Annotated in this window: 15 protein-coding genes and 1 pseudogene; 5 read left to right on the top strand and 11 right to left on the bottom strand. The window is 50.7% G+C overall.

Annotation, left to right across the window (positions count from 1 at the left end):
- Positions 1-416 precede the first annotated feature (416 nt).
- From cobA to AC3WT9_RS20940, 10 genes are all read right to left on the bottom strand, one after another.
- Complete coding sequence (gene cobA, locus AC3WT9_RS20985; RefSeq protein ID WP_341095767.1) at positions 417-1,964, bottom strand: uroporphyrinogen-III C-methyltransferase; 1,548 nt, start codon at positions 1,962-1,964, stop codon at positions 417-419.
- Between the two features lie 5 nt (positions 1,965-1,969).
- Positions 1,970-2,956: a hydroxymethylbilane synthase gene (hemC, locus tag AC3WT9_RS20980; RefSeq protein ID WP_341095769.1), complete on the bottom strand. Its 987-nt coding sequence runs from the start codon at positions 2,954-2,956 to the stop codon at positions 1,970-1,972.
- A 58-nt stretch (positions 2,957-3,014) separates the two neighbouring features.
- A complete protein-coding gene (locus tag AC3WT9_RS20975) occupies positions 3,015-3,221 on the bottom strand; it encodes a hypothetical protein (protein ID WP_341095772.1) in 207 nt (68 codons plus the stop codon).
- An 89-nt stretch (positions 3,222-3,310) separates the two neighbouring features.
- Entirely contained in the window at positions 3,311-3,958 is a 648-nt protein-coding gene (locus AC3WT9_RS20970) for a precorrin-2 dehydrogenase/sirohydrochlorin ferrochelatase family protein (protein WP_492407937.1), read from the bottom strand.
- Positions 3,959-3,963: 5 nt separating this feature from the next.
- The gene (ccsA, locus tag AC3WT9_RS20965) at positions 3,964-4,791 is read right to left on the bottom strand and encodes a cytochrome c biogenesis protein CcsA (RefSeq protein WP_340899736.1); all 828 of its coding nucleotides are present in this window, start codon (positions 4,789-4,791) and stop codon (positions 3,964-3,966) included.
- 5 nt (positions 4,792-4,796) lie between these two features.
- Positions 4,797-6,188, bottom strand: a complete 1,392-nt coding sequence (gene hemA, locus AC3WT9_RS20960; RefSeq protein ID WP_341095777.1) for a glutamyl-tRNA reductase — start codon at positions 6,186-6,188, stop codon at positions 4,797-4,799.
- Between the two features lie 295 nt (positions 6,189-6,483).
- Positions 6,484-7,506, bottom strand: coding sequence for a LacI family DNA-binding transcriptional regulator (locus tag AC3WT9_RS20955; protein ID WP_341095779.1), 1,023 nt, complete (start codon positions 7,504-7,506; stop codon positions 6,484-6,486).
- Positions 7,507-7,575: 69 nt separating this feature from the next.
- On the bottom strand, positions 7,576-9,156 hold the full coding sequence (locus tag AC3WT9_RS20950; protein WP_076114210.1) for an ABC transporter substrate-binding protein: 1,581 nt from the start codon (positions 9,154-9,156) through the stop codon (positions 7,576-7,578).
- Positions 9,157-9,233: 77 nt separating this feature from the next.
- The gene (locus AC3WT9_RS20945) at positions 9,234-10,130 is read right to left on the bottom strand and encodes a carbohydrate ABC transporter permease (RefSeq protein ID WP_038595743.1); all 897 of its coding nucleotides are present in this window, start codon (positions 10,128-10,130) and stop codon (positions 9,234-9,236) included.
- 28 nt (positions 10,131-10,158) lie between these two features.
- A complete protein-coding gene (locus AC3WT9_RS20940) occupies positions 10,159-11,103 on the bottom strand; it encodes an ABC transporter permease (RefSeq protein WP_341097770.1) in 945 nt (314 codons plus the stop codon).
- A 399-nt stretch (positions 11,104-11,502) separates the two neighbouring features.
- On the opposite strand from AC3WT9_RS20940, the gene AC3WT9_RS20935 reads away from it, so the two are divergent.
- The 5 genes and pseudogenes from AC3WT9_RS20935 (at position 11,503) to hpt (ending at position 18,865) form a co-directional block, all read left to right on the top strand.
- The gene (locus AC3WT9_RS20935) at positions 11,503-14,850 is read left to right on the top strand and encodes a GH36-type glycosyl hydrolase domain-containing protein (protein ID WP_492407936.1); all 3,348 of its coding nucleotides are present in this window, start codon (positions 11,503-11,505) and stop codon (positions 14,848-14,850) included.
- 33 nt (positions 14,851-14,883) lie between these two features.
- Positions 14,884-17,043 (top strand): beta-glucosidase BglX, encoded by a 2,160-nt coding sequence (gene bglX, locus AC3WT9_RS20930; protein ID WP_492407935.1) that lies wholly within the window; start codon positions 14,884-14,886, stop codon positions 17,041-17,043.
- A 26-nt stretch (positions 17,044-17,069) separates the two neighbouring features.
- A complete protein-coding gene (locus AC3WT9_RS20925) occupies positions 17,070-18,032 on the top strand; it encodes a metallophosphoesterase family protein (RefSeq protein ID WP_341095785.1) in 963 nt (320 codons plus the stop codon).
- A gap of 110 nt (positions 18,033-18,142) precedes the next feature.
- Positions 18,143-18,267 (top strand): annotated as a pseudogene (locus tag AC3WT9_RS20920) (hypothetical protein); the annotation flags it as partial.
- A gap of 70 nt (positions 18,268-18,337) precedes the next feature.
- Positions 18,338-18,865, top strand: coding sequence for a hypoxanthine phosphoribosyltransferase (gene hpt / locus AC3WT9_RS20915; protein WP_038595755.1), 528 nt, complete (start codon positions 18,338-18,340; stop codon positions 18,863-18,865).
- 66 nt (positions 18,866-18,931) lie between these two features.
- On the opposite strand, the gene AC3WT9_RS20910 is transcribed toward hpt, so the two are convergent.
- Positions 18,932-20,161 carry a hypothetical protein gene (locus AC3WT9_RS20910; RefSeq protein ID WP_492407934.1) on the bottom strand — a complete coding sequence of 410 codons (1,230 nt, stop codon included), beginning with the start codon at positions 20,159-20,161 and terminating at the stop codon, positions 18,932-18,934.
- Between the last annotated feature and the right edge of the window lie 16 nt (positions 20,162-20,177).

Genomic DNA, 20,177 nt, shown 5'->3' with positions numbered 1-20,177 from the left:
CTAACCAAGCTAACCAAGCTAACCAAGCTAACCAAGCTAACCAAGCTAACCAAGCTAACCAAGCTAACCAAGCTAACCCAGCAAAACCAGCTAACCAAGCAAACCAAGCAAACCAAGCAAACCCCGCTAACCAGCTAACCCTGCTGTAAACCCAGTAAACCAAGCAAACTCAGACAAACTCAGGCAGATTGCGCTAACTGCATTCTCTGCAACTAATTTCACAATATACCCGCTGATTTGCCGCCTAACTGTACTTCATACAACTAAAATCACCGAAATAGCGATTTCCGCTTAAATCGGCAAATTTAGCTGTACAGAATACAACTAACCATCCTTATGAGGGATTTAAGTCTATTTTAGCTGTACAAAGTACAGCTAAGTTAGATTTCCCTATTCGTCCGCCAGCCATTAAATGATTATTGCAGCCGCGTTCCTTCATTCCAGCGGCACAGCTCCTGTACCAATCCCTCGATCGTCGCCTCGTCGGGGAGCAGCCCCGGGGTCAGACCGGCTTCTACGGCAGTCTTCTCGGTCACGGGGCCGATGCAGGCAATCTTCACGCCCGCCAGCAGCGGAAGCGGATCTTCAAGCCCCATCCGCTTCAGGATGCTGATGAAGTTGCGCACTGTCGAAGAGCTGGTGAAGGTAACCGCGTGAATCCGCTTCTCCTCCAGCAGCTTAAGCAGCTCGATGTCATCCTCGCCGGTGACCACCGTCTCGTAGGTGTCCACTTCGGTCACTTCCAGCCCCAGCTCCCTCAGCTTGTCCGGCAGCCACTCGCGCGCGAGGTCGCCGCGTGGCAGCAGCACCTTCTGCCCAGGCAGCAGCCTGGAGCCGAAGGCTTCGATCAGCCCTTCTGCCTGGAAGACTCCAGGCAGCTCCTCGGCCACCAGCCCGCGCTGGGCCAGCGCCGCGGCTGTGGCCGGTCCCACCGCGCCGATGCGCGCGCGGTGCAGGCCGCGGATGTCCACCTTGAGCTCCGCCAGGTGACGCCAAAAAAACTCCACGCCGTTCGCGCTCGTGAAGAAGACCCAGTCGTATGCGGATAACGCGCCGAGCGCTTCTGCAATCTTGGCCTTCTTCCCTGCGCCTTCCGGCATGACCGTCTCAATGACCGGGAACTCGTACGGCTCGCCGCCCAGTTCCTCGATCCGGTCCACCAGCTCGCTGGCCTGGCTGCGGGCCCGTGTAACCACAATGCGCTTGCCGAACAGCGGCAGAGCTTCTACCCACATCAGCTGCTGGCGCTGCAGCACCACGTCGCCGACGACGATGACGGCAGGCGGCTGGAAATCCGCCGCCTTTACCTTCGCCTCAATGTCGGCGAGTGTCCCGATCAGCGTCTCCTGATCCGCGCGCGTACCCCAGCGGACAAGCGCGACCGGCGTTTCCGGCGGCCGACCGTGTTTGATCAGCTGGGCGCTGATATAGCCGATTTTGGCAACGCCCATCAGAAACACCAGTGTTCCCGTAGCATTTGTCACCTTATCCCAATGAATGGAATGATCCAGCTTATCCGGACTTTCATGTCCGGTAATAATCGAGAGCGAGGAAGCATAATCCCGGTGAGTCACCGGAATGCCGGCATAGGCCGGCACGCTGATCGCCGAGGTAATGCCCGGCACAATCTCATAATAAATGCCATGTCTGCGCAGCAGCTCCGCTTCTTCACCCACACGGCCAAAAATCGTCGGGTCTCCGCCCTTCAGCCGCACGACCGTCTTTCCCTCAAGCGCCAGATCGACGAGCAGCTGATTGATTTCCTCCTGCTTCATCGTATGGCGGTCAGGCAGCTTGCCTACGTATATTTTTTCTCCGCCGGACTTCATATGTTTCAGCAACCTCGGGCTGGCCAGCCGGTCGTAAACCAGCACATCCGCCTTCTGGATGCACTCCAGGCCTTTCACCGTAATCAGCTTGGCGTCCCCTGGACCTGCACCTACAAGATAGACTTTCCCCTTCATCTCCATCATCCCCTTACATCCGCCAAAATCTTCTCTGCTCCCCGGGCAATAAGCTTCCTGGCGACCTCTTCGCCAAGCTGAACCGGATCTTCCCCGGTGCAGGTTTCCTTCAGGATCACTGAGCCATCCGGCGTTCCCACCATGCCGGTCAATGTGATGACCCTGCGGGTAGAATCCGGTGCAGCAGAACCTGCTAATGCATTGGATTCAGTTCCACTGTCTTCTGCTCCCAGTACCGCAAAAGCGCCAATCGGCACCTGACAGCCGCCGTTCAGTGCGCCAAGAAACGTCCGTTCCGCCGCCACTGTAAGGGCCGTATGCTCATCATTATAAAGTGCCAGCAGCTTCCGCAGCTCGGCGTCATCCTCCCGGCATTCGATGCCGAGTGCTCCCTGCCCGACAGCAGGCAGGCAGACCTCCGGCGGCAGATATGCCGTTACCCGGTCCTCCCAGCCCATACGTGAGAGACCCGCAGCCGCCAGCAGGATCGCGTCGAATTCGCCGCTCTCCAGCTTCTTCAGCCGTGAGTCAATGTTGCCGCGCACCGGCTGAATGTCCAGATCAGGCCGCAGTGCGGCAAGCTGGCTGGAACGGCGCAGGCTGCTGGTACCGACACGCGCACCCTGCGGCAGCTCATCCAGACTAGCTGCTCCGGTAGCGATCAGGCAGTCACGCGGATCGACCCGTCGCGGCACAGCACCGTTAATCAGCCCTTCCGGCAGCTCAGAGGGCATATCCTTCATACTATGTACAGCCATATCGATCTCTTTGGCCAGCATGGCCTGCTCAATTTCCTTTACGAACAACCCTTTGCCGCCCACTTTGGACAAGGTGACATCCAGAATCCGATCGCCTTTGGTGACAATCCGGTGCACTTCAAAGGTGAAGCCGAAGCCGTGTTCCTCACTCAGACGCTCCAGATCGGCGATGACATGCCCCGTCTGTGTCAGCGCGAGCGCGCTTTGTCTGCTGCCTACAATAATCTTGCGCATATTTACATTCCTCCCGGTAACCTGCATGTGCCTTACTGCTCTCACAATCATACTACTCTTATACAATCAGCGGCATGCCTGCTGTTTTTTTCACGTTCTCACATTTACCCCAAGACCAAACCGAATTCACCCGTGAGCTGCTCTTTACAACGGCATCTGCAAGGCTTGGTTCAGCCACATTCCGGTCATTTACCCGGCGTTTCCCCAGATTCGGCCACCAATGAAAACTCCCGCAACATTCCGGCAAGTTTTTCACTTCTACCAACAACTCGTGCCTTTTTCAGCAGTCTTCGGTCTTATTCAAAAATGGCTTCCGCACATCTCCAGCCCAACGTTCCAGGAGCTTTAACATATCTACGCCTCACGGTTAGCGGCAATCCAGACCTGAACCGTCTCCGGGTTCCACTCTTTAAAAGTACCCTGTCTGATCTCATCCAACACGTCCAGACGGGCCAGCTTGCGCAGAAGCCGTGCACGGACCGCGGCTGTAGGCTCCTGCCGCTTGATCTCTACCCGCAGCGCATGCAAAAAATCCAGATACGGCTCGTATTCCTCGCCCAGCATCTCCGCAACCTGCTCCGTAATCTTCGCAGCCACACCAGGACCAGCGCCCGAGGTCGATACGGCCACCGTCAGACGTCCCCGGCGAAACACGCCGGGAGTAATGAAGTTCCCCGCCTCGGCATGGCTGGCCACATTCACCGGAAGGCCCAAAGCCTTTGCCTCCCGTGCAGTTGCTTCATTAACCGCCGCATCACTGCTGGCGGCATAGGCCAGGAAGGCCCCCTCAAGATCCCCGGGAGCATAAGGGCGGCTAATCCAGATTAGCATGCCCTTCTCTGCAAGTTCGCTAAGCCTCTCCGTTAACGAGGGGCTGACAACGGTCACCGCCGCTCCCGCTTCCAGCAGCGGACCTACTTTACGCTCGGCAACGGCCCCGCCGCCGATCACCACAATCCGTTGATCCTGCAAATCCAGCATGACAGGAAAATAGTTCACCATGTTCATCACTTCCCGCCCCAGCCGTGGAAATCAGACCATGAATTCAACAGAAAATTCAGGATAATGAAGCCGTATCCCGAAATCGCCCAGCGGGCCATAACCGTCCCGCTTCTTCGGCCGGACCGCTTCAGCAAGATATAGGTTATGTAAATCCCAAGCCCGACAAGTGTAGTCAGCACCTTGGGATCCTGGAACAGCGGGGTCCGCCCTTCTGCGATAATGGACATGCCCGCCAATACAAGCGATACGCTCAGCAGGGGAACCCCGGCGAGAATTGATGTATACGAATATTTATCCATCGTTTCCAGACTAGGCAGACGCCGGACGCGGTCATCCCATTTCTTGCTCTTCAGCTTACTGTGCAGGAACAGATACATTATCGCAAATACCGCACCCAGTGTCAGTGCGCCAAAGCTCAAATTAGCTAAAATAATGTGCATTGCCAGCCATCCGTGCACCGCACTCCAGCTCTCCAGGCCATGATCCGCAGCCGTCAGCCATACCCGGTTCAGCAGGAACACACTGAAGCCCGCTCCGCTGAGCAGCAGGATGGTGAATTCACCTCCACGCGTGTACGCCACCGCAAGTGAAGTCAGCACGATACTGAATGAGAACCAGAACAGGAAATCATACGGGGTGAAAATGGGCAGTCCTCCCTCCTGGGAGAACCGGATCGCAAGCCCGGCAGACTGCAGCAGTCCCACAACGACAAGAAGCCCCGTGCCTAGCCGCTTCCCGCCCGGATTACGCCGAAGGCAATCCGAGAAAATAAACAGCAGGCTCAGGGCATATAGCAGCAGAGCGGTATCATATATTCCGTTCAGCAGTTGCATGTTCTTCACCCGCCCAGCAGGCCTGCCGGAGCAAACACCGTCTTAGGCACGTTAAAGTCGATGCTTGAAGAACGTTCATTGTCAGTCCGCTCAACCGGTGCAGGGCTGCCGCTGTCCGGATCGGTTCCTAGCTGCTCCTGAAGGGCAAAGATTTGCGTGAAATAATCAAGTGCCTCACTCCCCTGCTTGCCGCCGGACAGTTCCTTAATCACATTGATCGGATCATGCATCATCTGGTTCACAATACTTTTCGTCAGGCGGCGGATCACCTTGCGCTGGTGCTCGTCCAGCTCAGGCAGCTTGTTGAACAGACTATCCATAGTTTCTTCATAAATTCCATTCGATTTGTCCTGAAGCGCACGGATGACCGGTCTGACGCCAAGCGTCTTCAGCCATACCTGGAATTCCTCCATCTCTTCTGCGATCATGACCTCGATCTTGGCCGCTTCACTGCGGCGCATCTCCAGATTGCTCTCGACGATGCCTTCCAGATCATCAATGTCATACAGGAACACATCCGGCACACTTGCGGCCGCCGGATCAATATCACGCGGAACGGCAATATCAATCATGAACAGCGGCCGCGAAGGACGGCGCTTCATGCCGGCAGCCACCTGATCCGCTGTCAGCACAAAACCGTCAGCGCCAGTAGAGCTGATGACAATATCCACTTCATCGAGATGCTTCAAAGCCTCGTCAATCGTGCTCGGTTTCCCCGAGAACTTCTCAGCCAGCTCTATCGCCCGCGACAACGTGCGGTTGGCAACAATAACCTCTGCCGCACCGCTGCTGTACAGATGCTTCACCGTAAGCTCGCTCATTTTGCCGGCGCCGAGAATCAGCACTCTTTTGCCGGTGAACATGCCGAAAATACGCTTGCCCAGCTCCACCGCCGCATAACTGACCGAAACCGCGCTTTCGCCGATCGAAGTTTCACTATGCGCACGTTTGCCGAGCGTCACAGCCTGCTTGAACAGCTGGTTGAACCAGGTGCCGGTCACGCCTTCTGCTTGGGCAGACAAAAAAGAATTGCGCACCTGTCCCAGGATCTGCGTCTCACCAATCACCATGGAATCTAAACCGCAGGTCACACGGAACAAATGGGCAATAGCCTGCTCATCTTCATATATATACATATGCTGTGCAAATTGTTCACTCTTTACATTGAACCACTGCTCCATAAAGCTGCGGATGAAGTATCCGCACATATGAAGGCGGTCCACGACCACATAAATTTCCGTCCGGTTACAGGTGGCGACGACAACCCCCTCCAGAACGCTCTTGGTCTGCATCAGTTCATGGAGCGCCGCAGGCAGATCCTTCTCCGCAAATGCGAACTGCTCTCTCACCTCTACAGGAGCTGTACGGTAATTCAGGCCAACGACGACAATATGCATCGCTTGTTCACCATCCTAGTCTCTAATCAGTGGTGTAGGCACTATCACTGTTTATCCATATTTAAAGGTATGTCATTCACAACATCCGAAATCGCTGTGTTAAGTATATCACAAGGAAATAGGGCTTTTTATAAAACCTTTGAACTATTTATGACATCCAGATAATAATTATTATAAATAAAAATCTACAGAAGTGCTATCGTTTATGATGGGTTTTTTTCAGAATAATTATAATGTTTTTTTATAGCAAAAAGGAGCAGCGCTTTACCTGCTCCTTTAACAACAACACTTCACCCTAATAATCCTTGATCATCCTGCAAGAGCCGCGTTTGAGCAATACCGCATCGTAGACAATATGCTGGTTATTTGACTGTCCCGAGATGAGGTCAAAGAGAACGCCCACGCTTGATAATGCCATTTCCGTGCCCGGTTGGCTGATTGTATCCAGAGAAGGATGATAATACTCAGCCATCTCAATACCATCAAAGCCAAGGATTGAGATGTCGCCCGGAATAGACAACCCGGCGGTAAGCACAGCTTTGGCCGCACCAATCGCAATCGTATCGGAGGCTGCAAAAATAGCCGTAACTCCCTTATTCTTGTTGAACAGTCTACGCGCGGCATTAAATCCGGAGCTGGGACTGTATTCACAATCCTCGACCAATTGAGCATCGTAAGGCAGATCATGCTCTTCCAGTGCTTTTTTGTAGCCCAAGTGCCGGCGGTTTCCTGTGGTTTCGTCCAATAAAGGGGACTTAGCCAGAAACCCGATATTCGTATGTCCGAGTGAGATTAAGTAATTGGTCGCCTTATAGGCTTCCTTCAATTCATCAATGATCACACTGGAAAATACGGAAGGGTCCACCTTCTGGGTTGAGGTAATCGTCGTCAGCACAAAAGGAATCGTCAGCTGTTTGAACTTTTCTTCGGAATGATTATACGTTCCGCCCATAAAGATAATCCCGCAGAGATTCTTTTCTTTCACCAGTTGAATAGCCGCTTTGATTTCATCCGTTCCATCCTCCACCTGTTGAATGAGAAACGGGTAACCCCGCAAATTAACCTGCCGTTCAATTTCTTTGATCATATTGGAAAAGAAAGGATTGGTAATCCCCTTGACCATAAGTGCAATGTTCTTGGATTCCGTGGTTTTCAAATTCCGTGCGTTGGAATTGGGAACATAATTATATTCCCTGACCACACTTAGAACCTTTTCTCTTGTCGCCTTGCTCACCAGCCCTTTGTTGTTGATTACCCGCGAGACTGTTGAGATGCCGACACCGGAAATCCGCGCGATATCCTTGATATTTACGTCCACTGTACTCCCCCATCTATGGGTAAAGGAGCTATAAGTACTTATAGCTCCCTTACGCCTTATAGCATTCCTTTAGTTGACAGGAACAAATTCTGCTAATTGTTTCTGTACTTCGGCAATGACCTTGTCAATTCCTGCTTTTTTCAGCTGTTCGCGGTATTCTGCAACTGCTTTTTTAGGCTCCTGGCTAGTTTTGCCAAGCATCAGCTGGATACCAAGCTGTGAATTCACGTTGGAGATTGAAGCGATTTCTGTAGTCACATTCGATGGATCGAAGCTGAATCCGTTGTACGGATCATCGATTGCCACTTTATCCCATTCAGCGAACAAAGAGTTGCGGATAGGGTTTTCGGTATCACTCGGAACAACGAACTTGTCATTTCTGAGTGACCAGGCCGAGAAGCCGCCGGCATCTGTTTTTTCATTGTAGCCTGGAGGGAATTTCTTGATGCCGTCTTCAATGACATATTGTTTGCCTTCAATTCCGTATTGAATAAGGTTGTAATAGCTCTCATCAGTCATAAACTTCTCAATCACCATCAGTGCGCGTTCCGGATTAGCCGAATTTGTGCTGATTACGGTCGAGTTGTCCACGCCCATCTTACGTTTGATTTTCTTGTTCGCTTCAGCGAAAGTGAAGAAGTAAGGATCTGATTCAGGTTGTGCCTTGATATCCGCTCCATACTGACCGATCCAGTCTTGGGCATGAGTCAAATAACCTGCAGAGTTTCCCGCTCTAAAGTTCTCTTTCCCGCCCATGGTTGCGGACAGCACATCTTTACCCCAATACCCTTTATCCGCCCATTCACGCATTTTCACAGCCCAATCTTCAAATTCCTGGGTGTAGGCCGGATGGAAGACGGTTTTGAAGTCCTCCGGACTTTTGGTCACCAGATTCAGTTCATTTAGAGAAATACCAGGGGCGTTAAGCCACATATCCGTGGTATCGACCAGCATTCTGAACATATTCTGCGCATCTTCAGCCTTGCCGTTGATCGGCGTGAAGGATTCGTTAGCAACAACATTGTCCATGTACTTCACCATATCATCTATTGAGCTGATTTTTTCCATGCCGTATTTCTTCAGCAGATCAGAACGATAAGCGAAACCGGTAGGTGTGTATTCACTGTAAAGACTCGGAACTCCATAAATTTTGCCTTTGTATTTCGTGTTCTCCCAGACAGTTGCAGGAATTTCTGCCTTCAGCTTAGGAGCAACCTTGTCGAGCATCTCCGTGATGTCCACGAGTGCGCCTTCACTGGCTAATGTAAAATAGGAAACTGGTGCTCCGGGAGAGGCGTGGGACATATCAAAATTTTCACCGGAAGCAAATAACAACGGGTACTTGGTAGCCGTATCCGGCCAGTCAATATACTTCACTTCAATGCTTGCGTTCAGATCTGCCTTGAGCTTCTTGTTGATCTCGCCAAGGATCGCCTTGTTGTTAACCCCTTCACTGCCCCACAGGTAGTACGTCAGCTTAGCTTCCTTGGAAGTGTCTACTCCACCCGTATTTGCAGTAGTTTCCGACTTTCCGGAATCCGTTGGAGAAGTGCTTGACTCATTGTTGTTGTTCTTGGACGTACAGGCTGTCAATACCCCGGCAAGCATGAGGACTGCCATTAAAGAAGACGCGATTTTTTTACCTTTCATCAGGTAAGCCTCCCTTTTCTTGTCTGTTTATGAATTCTTCATCTATAATAAACGCCTCTCTTAAGAGATCACGTCCATTAACCCTTTACTGCCCCGACGGTAAGCCCTGTTACAAAATAACGCTGCACAAACGGGTAGAGGAGAATAATTGGCCCTGTGGCGAGAACAGCTGTAGCCATCTTGATAGATTGCGTAGGAAGATCGGCTGAATTAATCACTGCCCCCGAGTTAATCATAGTCCCAAGGTTGGTCTGATTAACCATCCGCTGCAAAAAGTATTGCAACGGGTATTTAGTTGGGCTGTCCATATACAACATCCCGTTGTACCACTCATTCCAAAAGCCCAGCGCCGAGAACAGTCCAATGGTGGCCAAGGACGGAACCGCTAAGGGAATAAAAATCCGCCAGTAGATGCGGAAATCGCCGGCACCGTCAATGGTAGCGGATTCATATAAGGAATCCGGAATCGCCTTCATGAAATTGCGCATCAGGAAGATCGACCAGGCGCCGACCACAGCCGGCAGGATCATAGCGAACAAGTTATCCTTCATATGAAGATGCTTGACCATCAGGATATACGTTGGAATCAAGCCGCCGCTAAAGAGCGTCGTAAAGTAAATTAGGAAGGAGAAGAAATTGCGGTACTTGAAATCCTTGCGGTTGAGCACAAAGCCGGCCATCGACATCATAAACAGTCCCAGCACCGTACCCACTACAGTGATAAAAATAGTTACCTGATAAGCATTGATGAGATTTGTAGAGTTGTTAAGCAGCAACTCATATGACTTGAAGGAAAATTCTTTGGGCAGCAGCTTGTAGCCTTCGCGGACAATTTCCTGCTCGTTCATAAATGAGGAAGTGATCATCAGCGCAAAAGGAAATAAACAAATCAGCGCAAAGATTGTGATGCACAAATAGCTGATGGCTTTAATGAAGATACTGCCGACATCTTGTTTGACTGCTTTCTTTTCCATTATCATCACCCCTGTTTCTTTCTGAGTCTTAGAATAATGCGCTGTCAGGCTCGACCTTGCGCACAATAAAGTTCACCACAAGCACCAGAAGCAGCCCGAACAAGGATTGGTAGAAGCCAACAGCGGCTCCCATGGAGAAGTTGAATTGCCCCACCAATGAGCGGAAGACATAAGTATCAATGATATCCGTCTGCGGATACAGTACGGAATTCGTCCCGATCAGATTATAGAACAGGTCAAAGGAGCCTTTGAGAATCCCGCCCATTCCGAACAGCAGAAGCAGAATAAAGGTTGGCTTCAGAATCGGCAAGGTCATGTAGCGGATCCGTTGCCAGGTAGTAGCGCCGTCCATATAAGCAGCCTCATACAAATCATGGTTGATCCCTGTTATGGCCGCCAGATAGATAATCATGCCGTATCCGGTACTGGCCCAGATTTTGAAGGCGACAATAATGTATTTCCAAATGCCTGCATCGGAGTAGAACTCGTGGCGGTCCAGCCCGGCTCCGGCCAACATCGTATTGATAAAACCGGAGTTAAAATTGAATAGGTTGTAGGCAAATACCCCTACGATAACCATTGAAATAAAGTTCGGGAGGAGAATCACCGACTGGGAGATCTTCTTGAACCATTTGCCCGTTATCTCCGACAGCATAATGGCAAACACAATTTGAATGATATTCCCCAAGACAAGGAAAGCCACATTGTACAGCAGGGTATTCTTGGTGATATTCCAGAGATCACCATTTTGGACTAGGAATTCGAAGTTCTTCAGGCCGATAAAATGGCTTCCGAAGATCCCCTTGTTAAGTTTGTAATCCACAAATGCGACATAAGCTCCGGGCATTACCGCATAGTGGAAGATCAGGAAATACAGAAGCACGGGCAGCAGCATAAGGAAAAGAACTTTGTTCTTCAGCAATTCCCGGCCGATATTTCCACCAGTTCGCATAATTCTAGCCAATAGACCCACCTCCAATTTGAACGATGCATTCACACCAATGGAATAAATTAACTCGACTACCAATCACGATAAAAGCTATGTTTTAAAGGTATAGAAACGTTTCCATCATTTTTTTGGAACTCCCCTTGCGAAGAGCATACTCTTAAAATGTATGCGCTGTCAATTGAATTTTTTTTCGAATTTCAAGTACATTAATTATATATACAGTCCCAAATGTTTCGAAACAATAATTATTTCAAAGATGATTGACATTTTTTAGCCACGAGACTAATATCGAGGTATACCTAACATGGAAACGTTTCTATTATCTTTTTTGGTGAAAATGCATGCCCTTGATGACATTTGATTTGAACTCCCCTATCCGTTCAATTTCATGTCCTATTCATGTAGTGGAAGGCGAGGGTTCTTATGATTTTCAGACCACAATCCAACATGATTACCTTTACACTCGATGAATCCAAGTACACGTTCTTGCCAACAGGCGACATCTTTGAATTCTCCAACGGGCCATTCCTCATCAATCAGTTCCAGGGCAATTCTATGGATGGTTCGGCCAATAATATTTATCTTCGCGTGCATACAGCACAAGGCATTGAAAGCTATCCCTTGCTGGGAATCCGCTCCCGCTCCAAACTATTGTACAATCACGAAAGACTTATTTACCAAGGCCGGATAGAGGCTATTGATTACCGTGTTACCTTCTCCCCTGCTGCTGATGGCATTTGGTTCTGGCATATCCAGCTCTCCGGAAACGGGGAAACGGTTGATGTCATTTATGGACAGGATCTCGGTGTCGCTGAAAAAGGCGGCGTGCTGTCCAATGAGCTGTATATGAGCCAGTACCTGGATCACAGCATTTGGGAGGGGCCTAACGGTTACGCTGTATGCTCGCGCCAAAACCAGCCTCAGGGCACAGCTTTCCCCTATCTGCAGCAAGGTGTGCTTCAGACCAAAGCCGTCGGCTATTCAACAGATGGCACGCAGTTTTTTGGCTTATCTTTTAAAGCCCTGGATATTCCTCAAGTACTGGAAAGCGGCCTTCCGAACCAAAATGTTCAATATGAGCTGGCCTATACCGGTCTGCAAACAGAGCAAATGAAGCTGGCTGGAACCGTTGATTTTGCCTTCTACGGCCTGTTCCGCCAGACTCATCCCGCCGCTGTAACGTCTCTTGAGTTTGGGTCCCGGCTGCAGGAAGCTTATGCCTTCATAGACTGGAACCTGAGCGACACTGTACAAGAGGGAGACACAGTCACGCTCAGTGCTGAAATCGGGGGACCTTATGTCTCTCCGCAGTGGTCACAAGCCGAGATTGATGCCGCGTTCCCTGAGCGAAAGCTCGAGGAATACGAGGATGGTAAACTGTTGTCCTTCTTTACTAATGACCACGTCCATGTCGTGTTGCAGCCCAAGGAACTGCTCGTTGAACGCCCGCACGGACATATCATTACCACCCTGATGGATGACACACAGGTCAACAACAACCTGATTACGTCCACCAACTACATGTACGGTATTTTCAACGGTCAGACGGTGGCGGGCAATACTTCTTTCCATAAGCTCCTCTCCACGCCGCGCGGCCTGCTCAATATTCTCAAGAACACAGGACAGCGCATTTATATCCGCCATGATGGCGTCTACCGGATTCTTACCCTGCCGGCCGTTTATGAAATGGGTGTGAATTTTGCCAAATGGCATTACAAGCTGGAGGATGATACGTTAACGATCACCACCTTTGCTGCCGCCAATCAACCGGATATTGTGCTTCAGGTACAGTCAAAGCTCGGAAAATCCTACGATTACCTGATTACTAATCAGCTGGTTATGGGCGAGCATGAATTCCAGCATCCGGTGAGAGTCAGCGCTGCAGACGGAATTATCCGCGTTCAACCAGATGAGAACACTTGGCGGAACCATCCTTATCCCGGCCTGCATTATGACATTCAATTACCTGATACCGCTTTCAATTTAAGTGACGACCGGATATTCTATGAAGACGGCAAGCCGCGCAACGGTACACTGCTTACCCTTTCCGTAGAGCAGTCCTCAAGCTTCCAGCTAGTCATGCAAGGAAGGCTTGAGGACAAGGGAAGTTTGCCGCTGGCTCCTTACAGCTTTGAAGATGAAGTAACATTGTACAGAGAATTCTACGAAGCTTTCAGTTCCCGCTTCTGCTTGCAGATCGAGGGTGCCGAACAGGTAAAGATTGATAAATTGAACGAAACCGCATGGTGGTATACGCATAATGCAATGGTCCATTTTATTGTGCCGCACGGACTTGAACAGCCAGGCGGAGCCGCATGGGGCACGCGGGATGTATGTCAGGGGCCGATGGAATATTTCCTGATGACCCAGCATTATGAATTGGCCAGAAATGTTCTTTTGGAGATTTTTGCCCACCAGCTGTGGGAAAGCCGGGAGTGGCCGCAATGGTTTATGTTCGACCAGCACCCTGTCCAGTCCCCTGAATGGCATGGCGATGTCGTGCTTTGGCCGCTTAAATGCATTGCCGACTATGTAATGGCTACCGGGGACAGCTCTATTTTCCAAGAAGAGGTAGTCTATCACTATCTGGCAGATGCCCTGCCTACCCGGGAATCGGAATCCGTACTTGAGCATGTCAAGGCAGCTGTGCACACAATCAGCAAGCGCTTCCTGCCTGGAACCGCCCTCATCTCCTATGCCGGCGGTGACTGGGATGATACCCTGCAGCCTGCCGATGAAGCGCTGAAGACCAAGCTGGTCAGCGCCTGGACCGTTGCCTTGGCATTCCAGGTCATCCGGAATCTGTCGCAGGTCACGGCATTCGACCCTGAGTTCTCAAGGTCGCTTGCTGAAATGGCAGAACAGATGAAGGCCTCTTTCCAGACGTTGCTCATTAAAGATGAGGTTATTGCCGGCTTCGCTTACTTCAAAGACGCCGAAACCATCGAATACATGCTGCATCCGCTGGACCAAAATACCGGAATACAGTATCGCCTGCTGCCGATGACACGCAGCATCATTGCCGAACTGGTGGACCCTGCACAAGCGGATATGAATTTGCGCCTGATTGATGAGCATCTCAAATGTCCGGATGGCGTACGCCTAATGGACCGCCCGGCCCGCTATGAAGGCGGTGTAAGCACCATTTTCCGGCGTGCCGAGCAGGCCGCCAATGTCGGCCGTGAAATCAGCCTGCAATATGTGCATGCCCATATTCGTTATCTTGAGGCGGCCGCTAAGCTGGGAGATGCTGAGCGTGCCTGGGAAGGGCTGTTCCAAATCAATCCGATCAATATCCGCGAGAGCGTGCCTAATGCGAAAATCCGCCAGAGCAATATGTATTTCAGCAGTTCGGACGGAGATTTCCCGGACCGCTACAGCTATCACAAGAATTTCGATCAGCTGCGCACCGGCAGCGTCCCAGTGAAAGGCGGCTGGCGGCTATATTCCAGCGGACCCGGCATTTACCTGAATCAGCTCATCTCCGGCATTCTGGGAATCCGCTTCACGGCAGACAGCCTGATTATTGATCCGGTTCTTCCGGCCAGTCTGGACGGTCTGCGCTTCACTTATCAATGTTTCGGCCGTACCTTACAATTTGTTTATCATATCGGATCGGGTTCCACCCGCACACCGGAACTGCGTTCGGAGGGCAATGCCGTTGCCGGCCAAATCCTGGCCAATCCGTATCGCCCGGGTGCGCTAAGCATTCCTGCAAGCACTGTGCTTACGCTGCCTGACGAAGAACTGCAAATCTATTTATCCCAATAACTTTCAATGCGTTCGATGAAGAAGGAGTCTGCCATGACTAAACCGTTTATCCAAGAGCTTGTGAATGAAATGACACTGGACGAAAAACTGGCCCAATTAACCCAGCTTGGTCCTTATTATTGGGGCCTGGACGATACCGTTGATTTGACAGGTCCGTTCAAGGAGCTCAAAATTAAGCCACATGCCATTGAGAATATCGGAAGCGTTCTGAACGGCGTTGGAGCCCGGAATGCCATCGAAATGCAGACCCGCCATATGCAAAAAAGCCGCCAGAAGATTCCGCTGCTCTTTATGGCAGATGTCATCCACGGCTACCGGACCATACTGCCCATTCCTCTGGCGCTGGGCTGCAGCTTCGATCTGGAAGCCTGTGAACGCTTTGCCGAGCTTGCTGCCAAAGAAAGCGCAGCTGCCGGGATTCATGTCACTTTCTCTCCGATGACCGATCTCGTCCGCGATCCGCGCTGGGGCCGTGTCATGGAAACATCCGGTGAGGACCCTTATCTGAATGCCCGCGTCACCGAAAGCATGGTGCGCGGCTATCAGGGCAAAGACCTGAAGGAAAAAGGACGCATAGCCGCCTGTGTCAAGCATTTCGCCGGCTATGGTGCGCCTGAGGGCGGCCGGGAATACAATACGGTCGATATGTCCACCGGTGTATTGCGTGAATTCTATCTGCCTGCCTACAAGGCCGCGGTCGATGCCGGTGTAGCCATGGTAATGGCCGCATTCAATACAGTAGACCGTATTCCGGCAACCGGAAATGAACAGCTTCTGCGCGGGATTCTGCGGGAGGAATGGGGGTTCAATGGTGTTACCATCGCTGACTTCAATTCCGTCAATGAGCTGATCCCCCACGGGGCTGCAGTGGATGGCCGCGAAGCCGCAGAGAAAAGTCTGGCTGCCGGTCTTGATATCGAGATGATGTCCACCCACTATCTCCATCATGCCGCAGATCTGATTGAACAAGGCCGGCTTGATGCCGCTTTGATCGACGAAGCGGTTATCCGGGTACTGGAGCTTAAGGACGCACTGGGCTTGTTTGAAAATCCGTTTAAGGATGCGGATCCGCAAGTGGATGAGGCAGCCGAGCCTAATGCGGAGCATCTGCAGACCGCGCGCGAGCTTGGCGCAAGTTCGGTTGTGCTGCTAAAAAATGAGAATGAAGCTTTGCCGCTCAAGCGGGGGATGAAAATCGGCCTGGCCGGTCCTTTCGCCACTTCCATAGATGTGCTGGGCGGCTGGGCCGGAACGGAAAAGGACCCGGCGGTCTCGCTCTACACAGGAATTTCCCGGAAAACCTCAGCCGGGGATATCCTTACAGCAATGACCGGCGAGCTGGGGAGTATGCTGGAGGGTATATTTGATGTAGAGGACGGGATAGAAGAAGCGTTTCAGCGCTTGAAGGATTGCGATGTGATCCTTGCTGCAGTGGGCGAGAACCAGCAGGATACCGGAGAAGGCGGCAGCAAAACCAACCTGCGCCTGTCGCCTAATCAGGAGAAGCTGATCTGGCGCCTGAAGGACACTGGCAAAAAGATAGTGACCATTGTATTCAGCGGCCGGCCACTGGAGCTGAAGCCTGTGCTGGATGCCAGCGATGCTTTGCTCCAGGCCTGGTTCCTCGGCTCGGAGTCAGGGAACTCACTGGCAGATGTACTATTCGGGGACTACAATCCATCCGGACGTTTATCCATGAGCTTCCCCTATACTGTGGGCCAGATTCCGGTTTATTACAATGCCTATTCAACGGGACGTCCCTATGATCCCATGTATCCGCAAGTACGTTATGTAACCCGGTACTTAGACTGCCCCAACGACCCGCTCTTCTGCTTCGGCTATGGCCTGAGCTATTCTGATTTTGCTTACAGCAACTTCAAGGTTGAAGCCGCTGACAAGCTTGTAGCCTCTATTGAGGTAGAGAATACCTCGGACATCGACGGCAAAGAAACCGTTCAGCTTTATATTCACGATGTCAGCGCAAGCGTTGTGCGTCCGGTTAAAGAGCTTAAGGGTTTCCGGCAGCTTTCATTGACAGCGCATGAGAAACAGTTGGTTTCCTTCGAAATCACAAGAGACATGTTGATGTTCTATGGCAGGGACGATAAGCTTATCTTCGAGCCTGGTGAATTTGATATTATGATCGGCCGAAACTCAGGAGATCATTTCACCCGGCGTATCCATATCGACTGATTTTGGCCAGAGAGGGGAATTTTCAAATGAAACGCCATTTATCATTCCAGAATGATGGAACCTTTAAAATTGTGCAATTTACCGATCTACATTGGATGGATGGAAGAGCCGAGGATCAGCTTACCCGTAAACTCATGGAGCGTATTATAGAAGCGGAGCAGCCTGATCTTATCGTTTTTACGGGGGATTTAATTTACACGGGTCCCGTTCCAGCGGAAGAAAAGGAATGTGAGAATCCTCAGGAAGCTTTCCGGGAGGCTGTCGCCGCTGTTGAACAAACCGGCATTCCCTGGGCCTTTGTATTTGGCAACCATGATACAGAAACCCGCATTTCCCGTGATGAACTGATGCAGGTAGCCTTGGAGCATCCTCACACGCTGGCTGAGGCCGGACCTGCGGAGCTTGCCGGTACAGGCAATTATACACTTGAAATTGAGGGGCCTAATGGCAGCTCCGCTGCAGTTCTTTATTTTCTGGACTCCGGCAGCTACTCCGAGCTTGAGCAGGTACCAGGCTATAATTGGATCCAGCGGAATCAGCTTAACTGGCTGACAGCTGAATCGGCACGGCTGAACCCGCAAGCACAAGAGGATAAGCTGCCTGCACTCGCATTCTTTCATATCCCGATTCCCGAGTACCAGGAGGTATGGTCTACCCGGCTCTGCCATGGACACCGATTCGAACGCGTCTGTTCTGCTCCTGTTAATTCCGGATTATTTGCGACTTTGCTGGAAATGGGCGATGTGCTGGGCACCTTTTGCGGACATGACCATATCAACGACTTTGTCGGCAGCCTGCATGGCATACGCCTCTGTTACGGGCGGGCCTCAGGCTACAATACTTATGGAAAAGAAGGCTTTAAGCGGGGTGCCCGCGTGATAAAACTAACCCTGGGCGACAAGAATTTTGATACCTGGCTCCGTCTTGAAGACGGCTCTACCGTACTGGAGCAGCCGGTTCATGAGCCGGATAACGTAACCGTACACTAATCTTCCAAGCTCTTAGAACGAGACTTCCCGCGTAATGGCGGCAGTCTCGTTCTTTTTTAGGCGCCGGGAATGTCGTGGACTTCATCAAAGAATATTGGGGAGCTCCGCGCAGCTGCGGCGCTTCAACCATTCCCCAGCTGCGCACCATGCCAAAATCACCCTCGTCTCCTCCACAACTATTTACGAAGGGGGGGCACATGATGTTATGCTAAAGGAAAAAGACAGAACATCCTGATCATTAGCAGCCTGTGAACATAGAAAGGTTACTGCTGCGGGATCATTCTGATTCATAAGGAGCCCACACAATGACGTCATTACAAAAGGTTCTGGTCACCAAAACAGAGCTGCAGCAAAGAGTCCAGGAGCTTGGAGCAGACATCTCACGGGATTACGAAGGCAAGGAGCTGGTGCTCATCGGCATCCTCAAGGGAGCAGCCGTATTTATGGCTGACCTGATGCGCGAGATCACCCTCCCCATCGGCATGGATTACATGTCCGTATCCAGCTATGGCGCCAGCTCCACCTCAAGCGGCGTCATCACCGTCAAAAAAGACATCGACACCGACATCCGCGGCAAACATGTCCTCCTCGTCGAGGACATGATCGACACCGGCCTGACCCTGCAGCATCTCAAGCAGCTCTTTGCTCTCCGTGAGGCCGCTAGTGTCCGCATCTGCACCATCCTCAGCAAGCCCTCCCGCCGCCTTGCCGACATCCCCATCGACTACTGCGGCATCGAAATCCCCGACGAATTCGTCGTCGGCTACGGATTGGACTATGCCGAACAATTCCGGAACCTGCCGGAGGTTTGGATTGTGCAGACGGGCGAATAGGGGCAGCAAAAGGAGCCGAAACTTGTTAAGTGCCGGCTCTTTTTGCTGTAATGAATTCATAAGGCTTTATTGGACCTGGTGACGCTTAAAGGCGCGGCCGACAAAGGGAATGCATACAGCGCTTATAACAACATAAACAATAATCCTCATAGTGATAATATCTACGGTCAAGCCGGGAAATGGATAAGAAAAATACGAAGTGTACTCCGCAGGAAATACCGGCTGTACAGCCATGTACGGAAACAGCATAAGAATATGATTCAGTATACCATTTGTCCCGCTAAGCCCCAAAAAGACAGGGAGTAATATGACCAGCACATCTACAACAAGCACTGCAAAAGCTGTTTTCAGCTTTGCGGACAAAAGAAGTGTTACGGCGGCCATCCCCATCGAAACCAATAATAAGATCAAAATACACACCATAGCCGCTTCCAACAAGGATAGATTATAAGGAATGGTAACATTTAAAATCTGTAATGGAAGATCCCAGCCCTCAAATCCAAACGCGTATAGTTGAATACCTACTGCCACCAGAACATTTATTAGAAACACAAGCAGTGCAAAAAGAAAAGCCGCTGAAATTTTCGCCTTTATTAATTTCGATTTCCCGTATCGGGTAGATAGAATAACGCTGTCAGCTCCCGATTGATATTCTCCTGCAAATACTGGAGCAATACAAATGCAAATTGCAATAATAGAAACAATCAGCAATTCAAAACACTGGAACAAGCTTCTCCATCCAGCGTGGTAACCATATTCATAAGGCGTTTCAATCTGGCTGTTTTTAGTGTTCCAGAATTGCTTTTCCTGATTCGAATATTTCCAGTCAGAATAGTCAATATCTAAGTAACTCTTCACTTTGTCCGCGCGCGCCTGATAAAATCCCGCTGTATCCTCCAAGCGCATATCTCTAAGAACCGTTAGTCCGTTATCAGCAACCTGAGGCTTCAAAAAAGCTTCATCAATCATTTTCAAGTAAGAGTAATGCGGTAATACATAACGGGCATAATTCTCATCCGTTAAGTTAACCTTATCCCCGTCTTTCAACACATTCTTAGGATTGGTGAACAATGTCTGATACTCTTTAATATCTTGTGCAACCCGTTCTTCCGTAAGTGTTCCTTCAAGCTTTTTGGCATACTCTTTCTCAAGCTGAATTGCAGCAGCACCATTCACCTGCCTGCCATCACGCTCCAGTGAAATATAATTCTGAACAGGCATGATAAAGAACAGCAGCGTTAAGAACAAGCTGACCAGAACGACCACTATATTCATTCTCTTTTTGGCGATTTTCAACAACTCATATTTGAAT

Source organism: Paenibacillus sp. EB106-06-01-XG199 (assembly GCF_058791575.1).
This window is presented reverse-complemented; position numbering and strand designations above follow the sequence as displayed.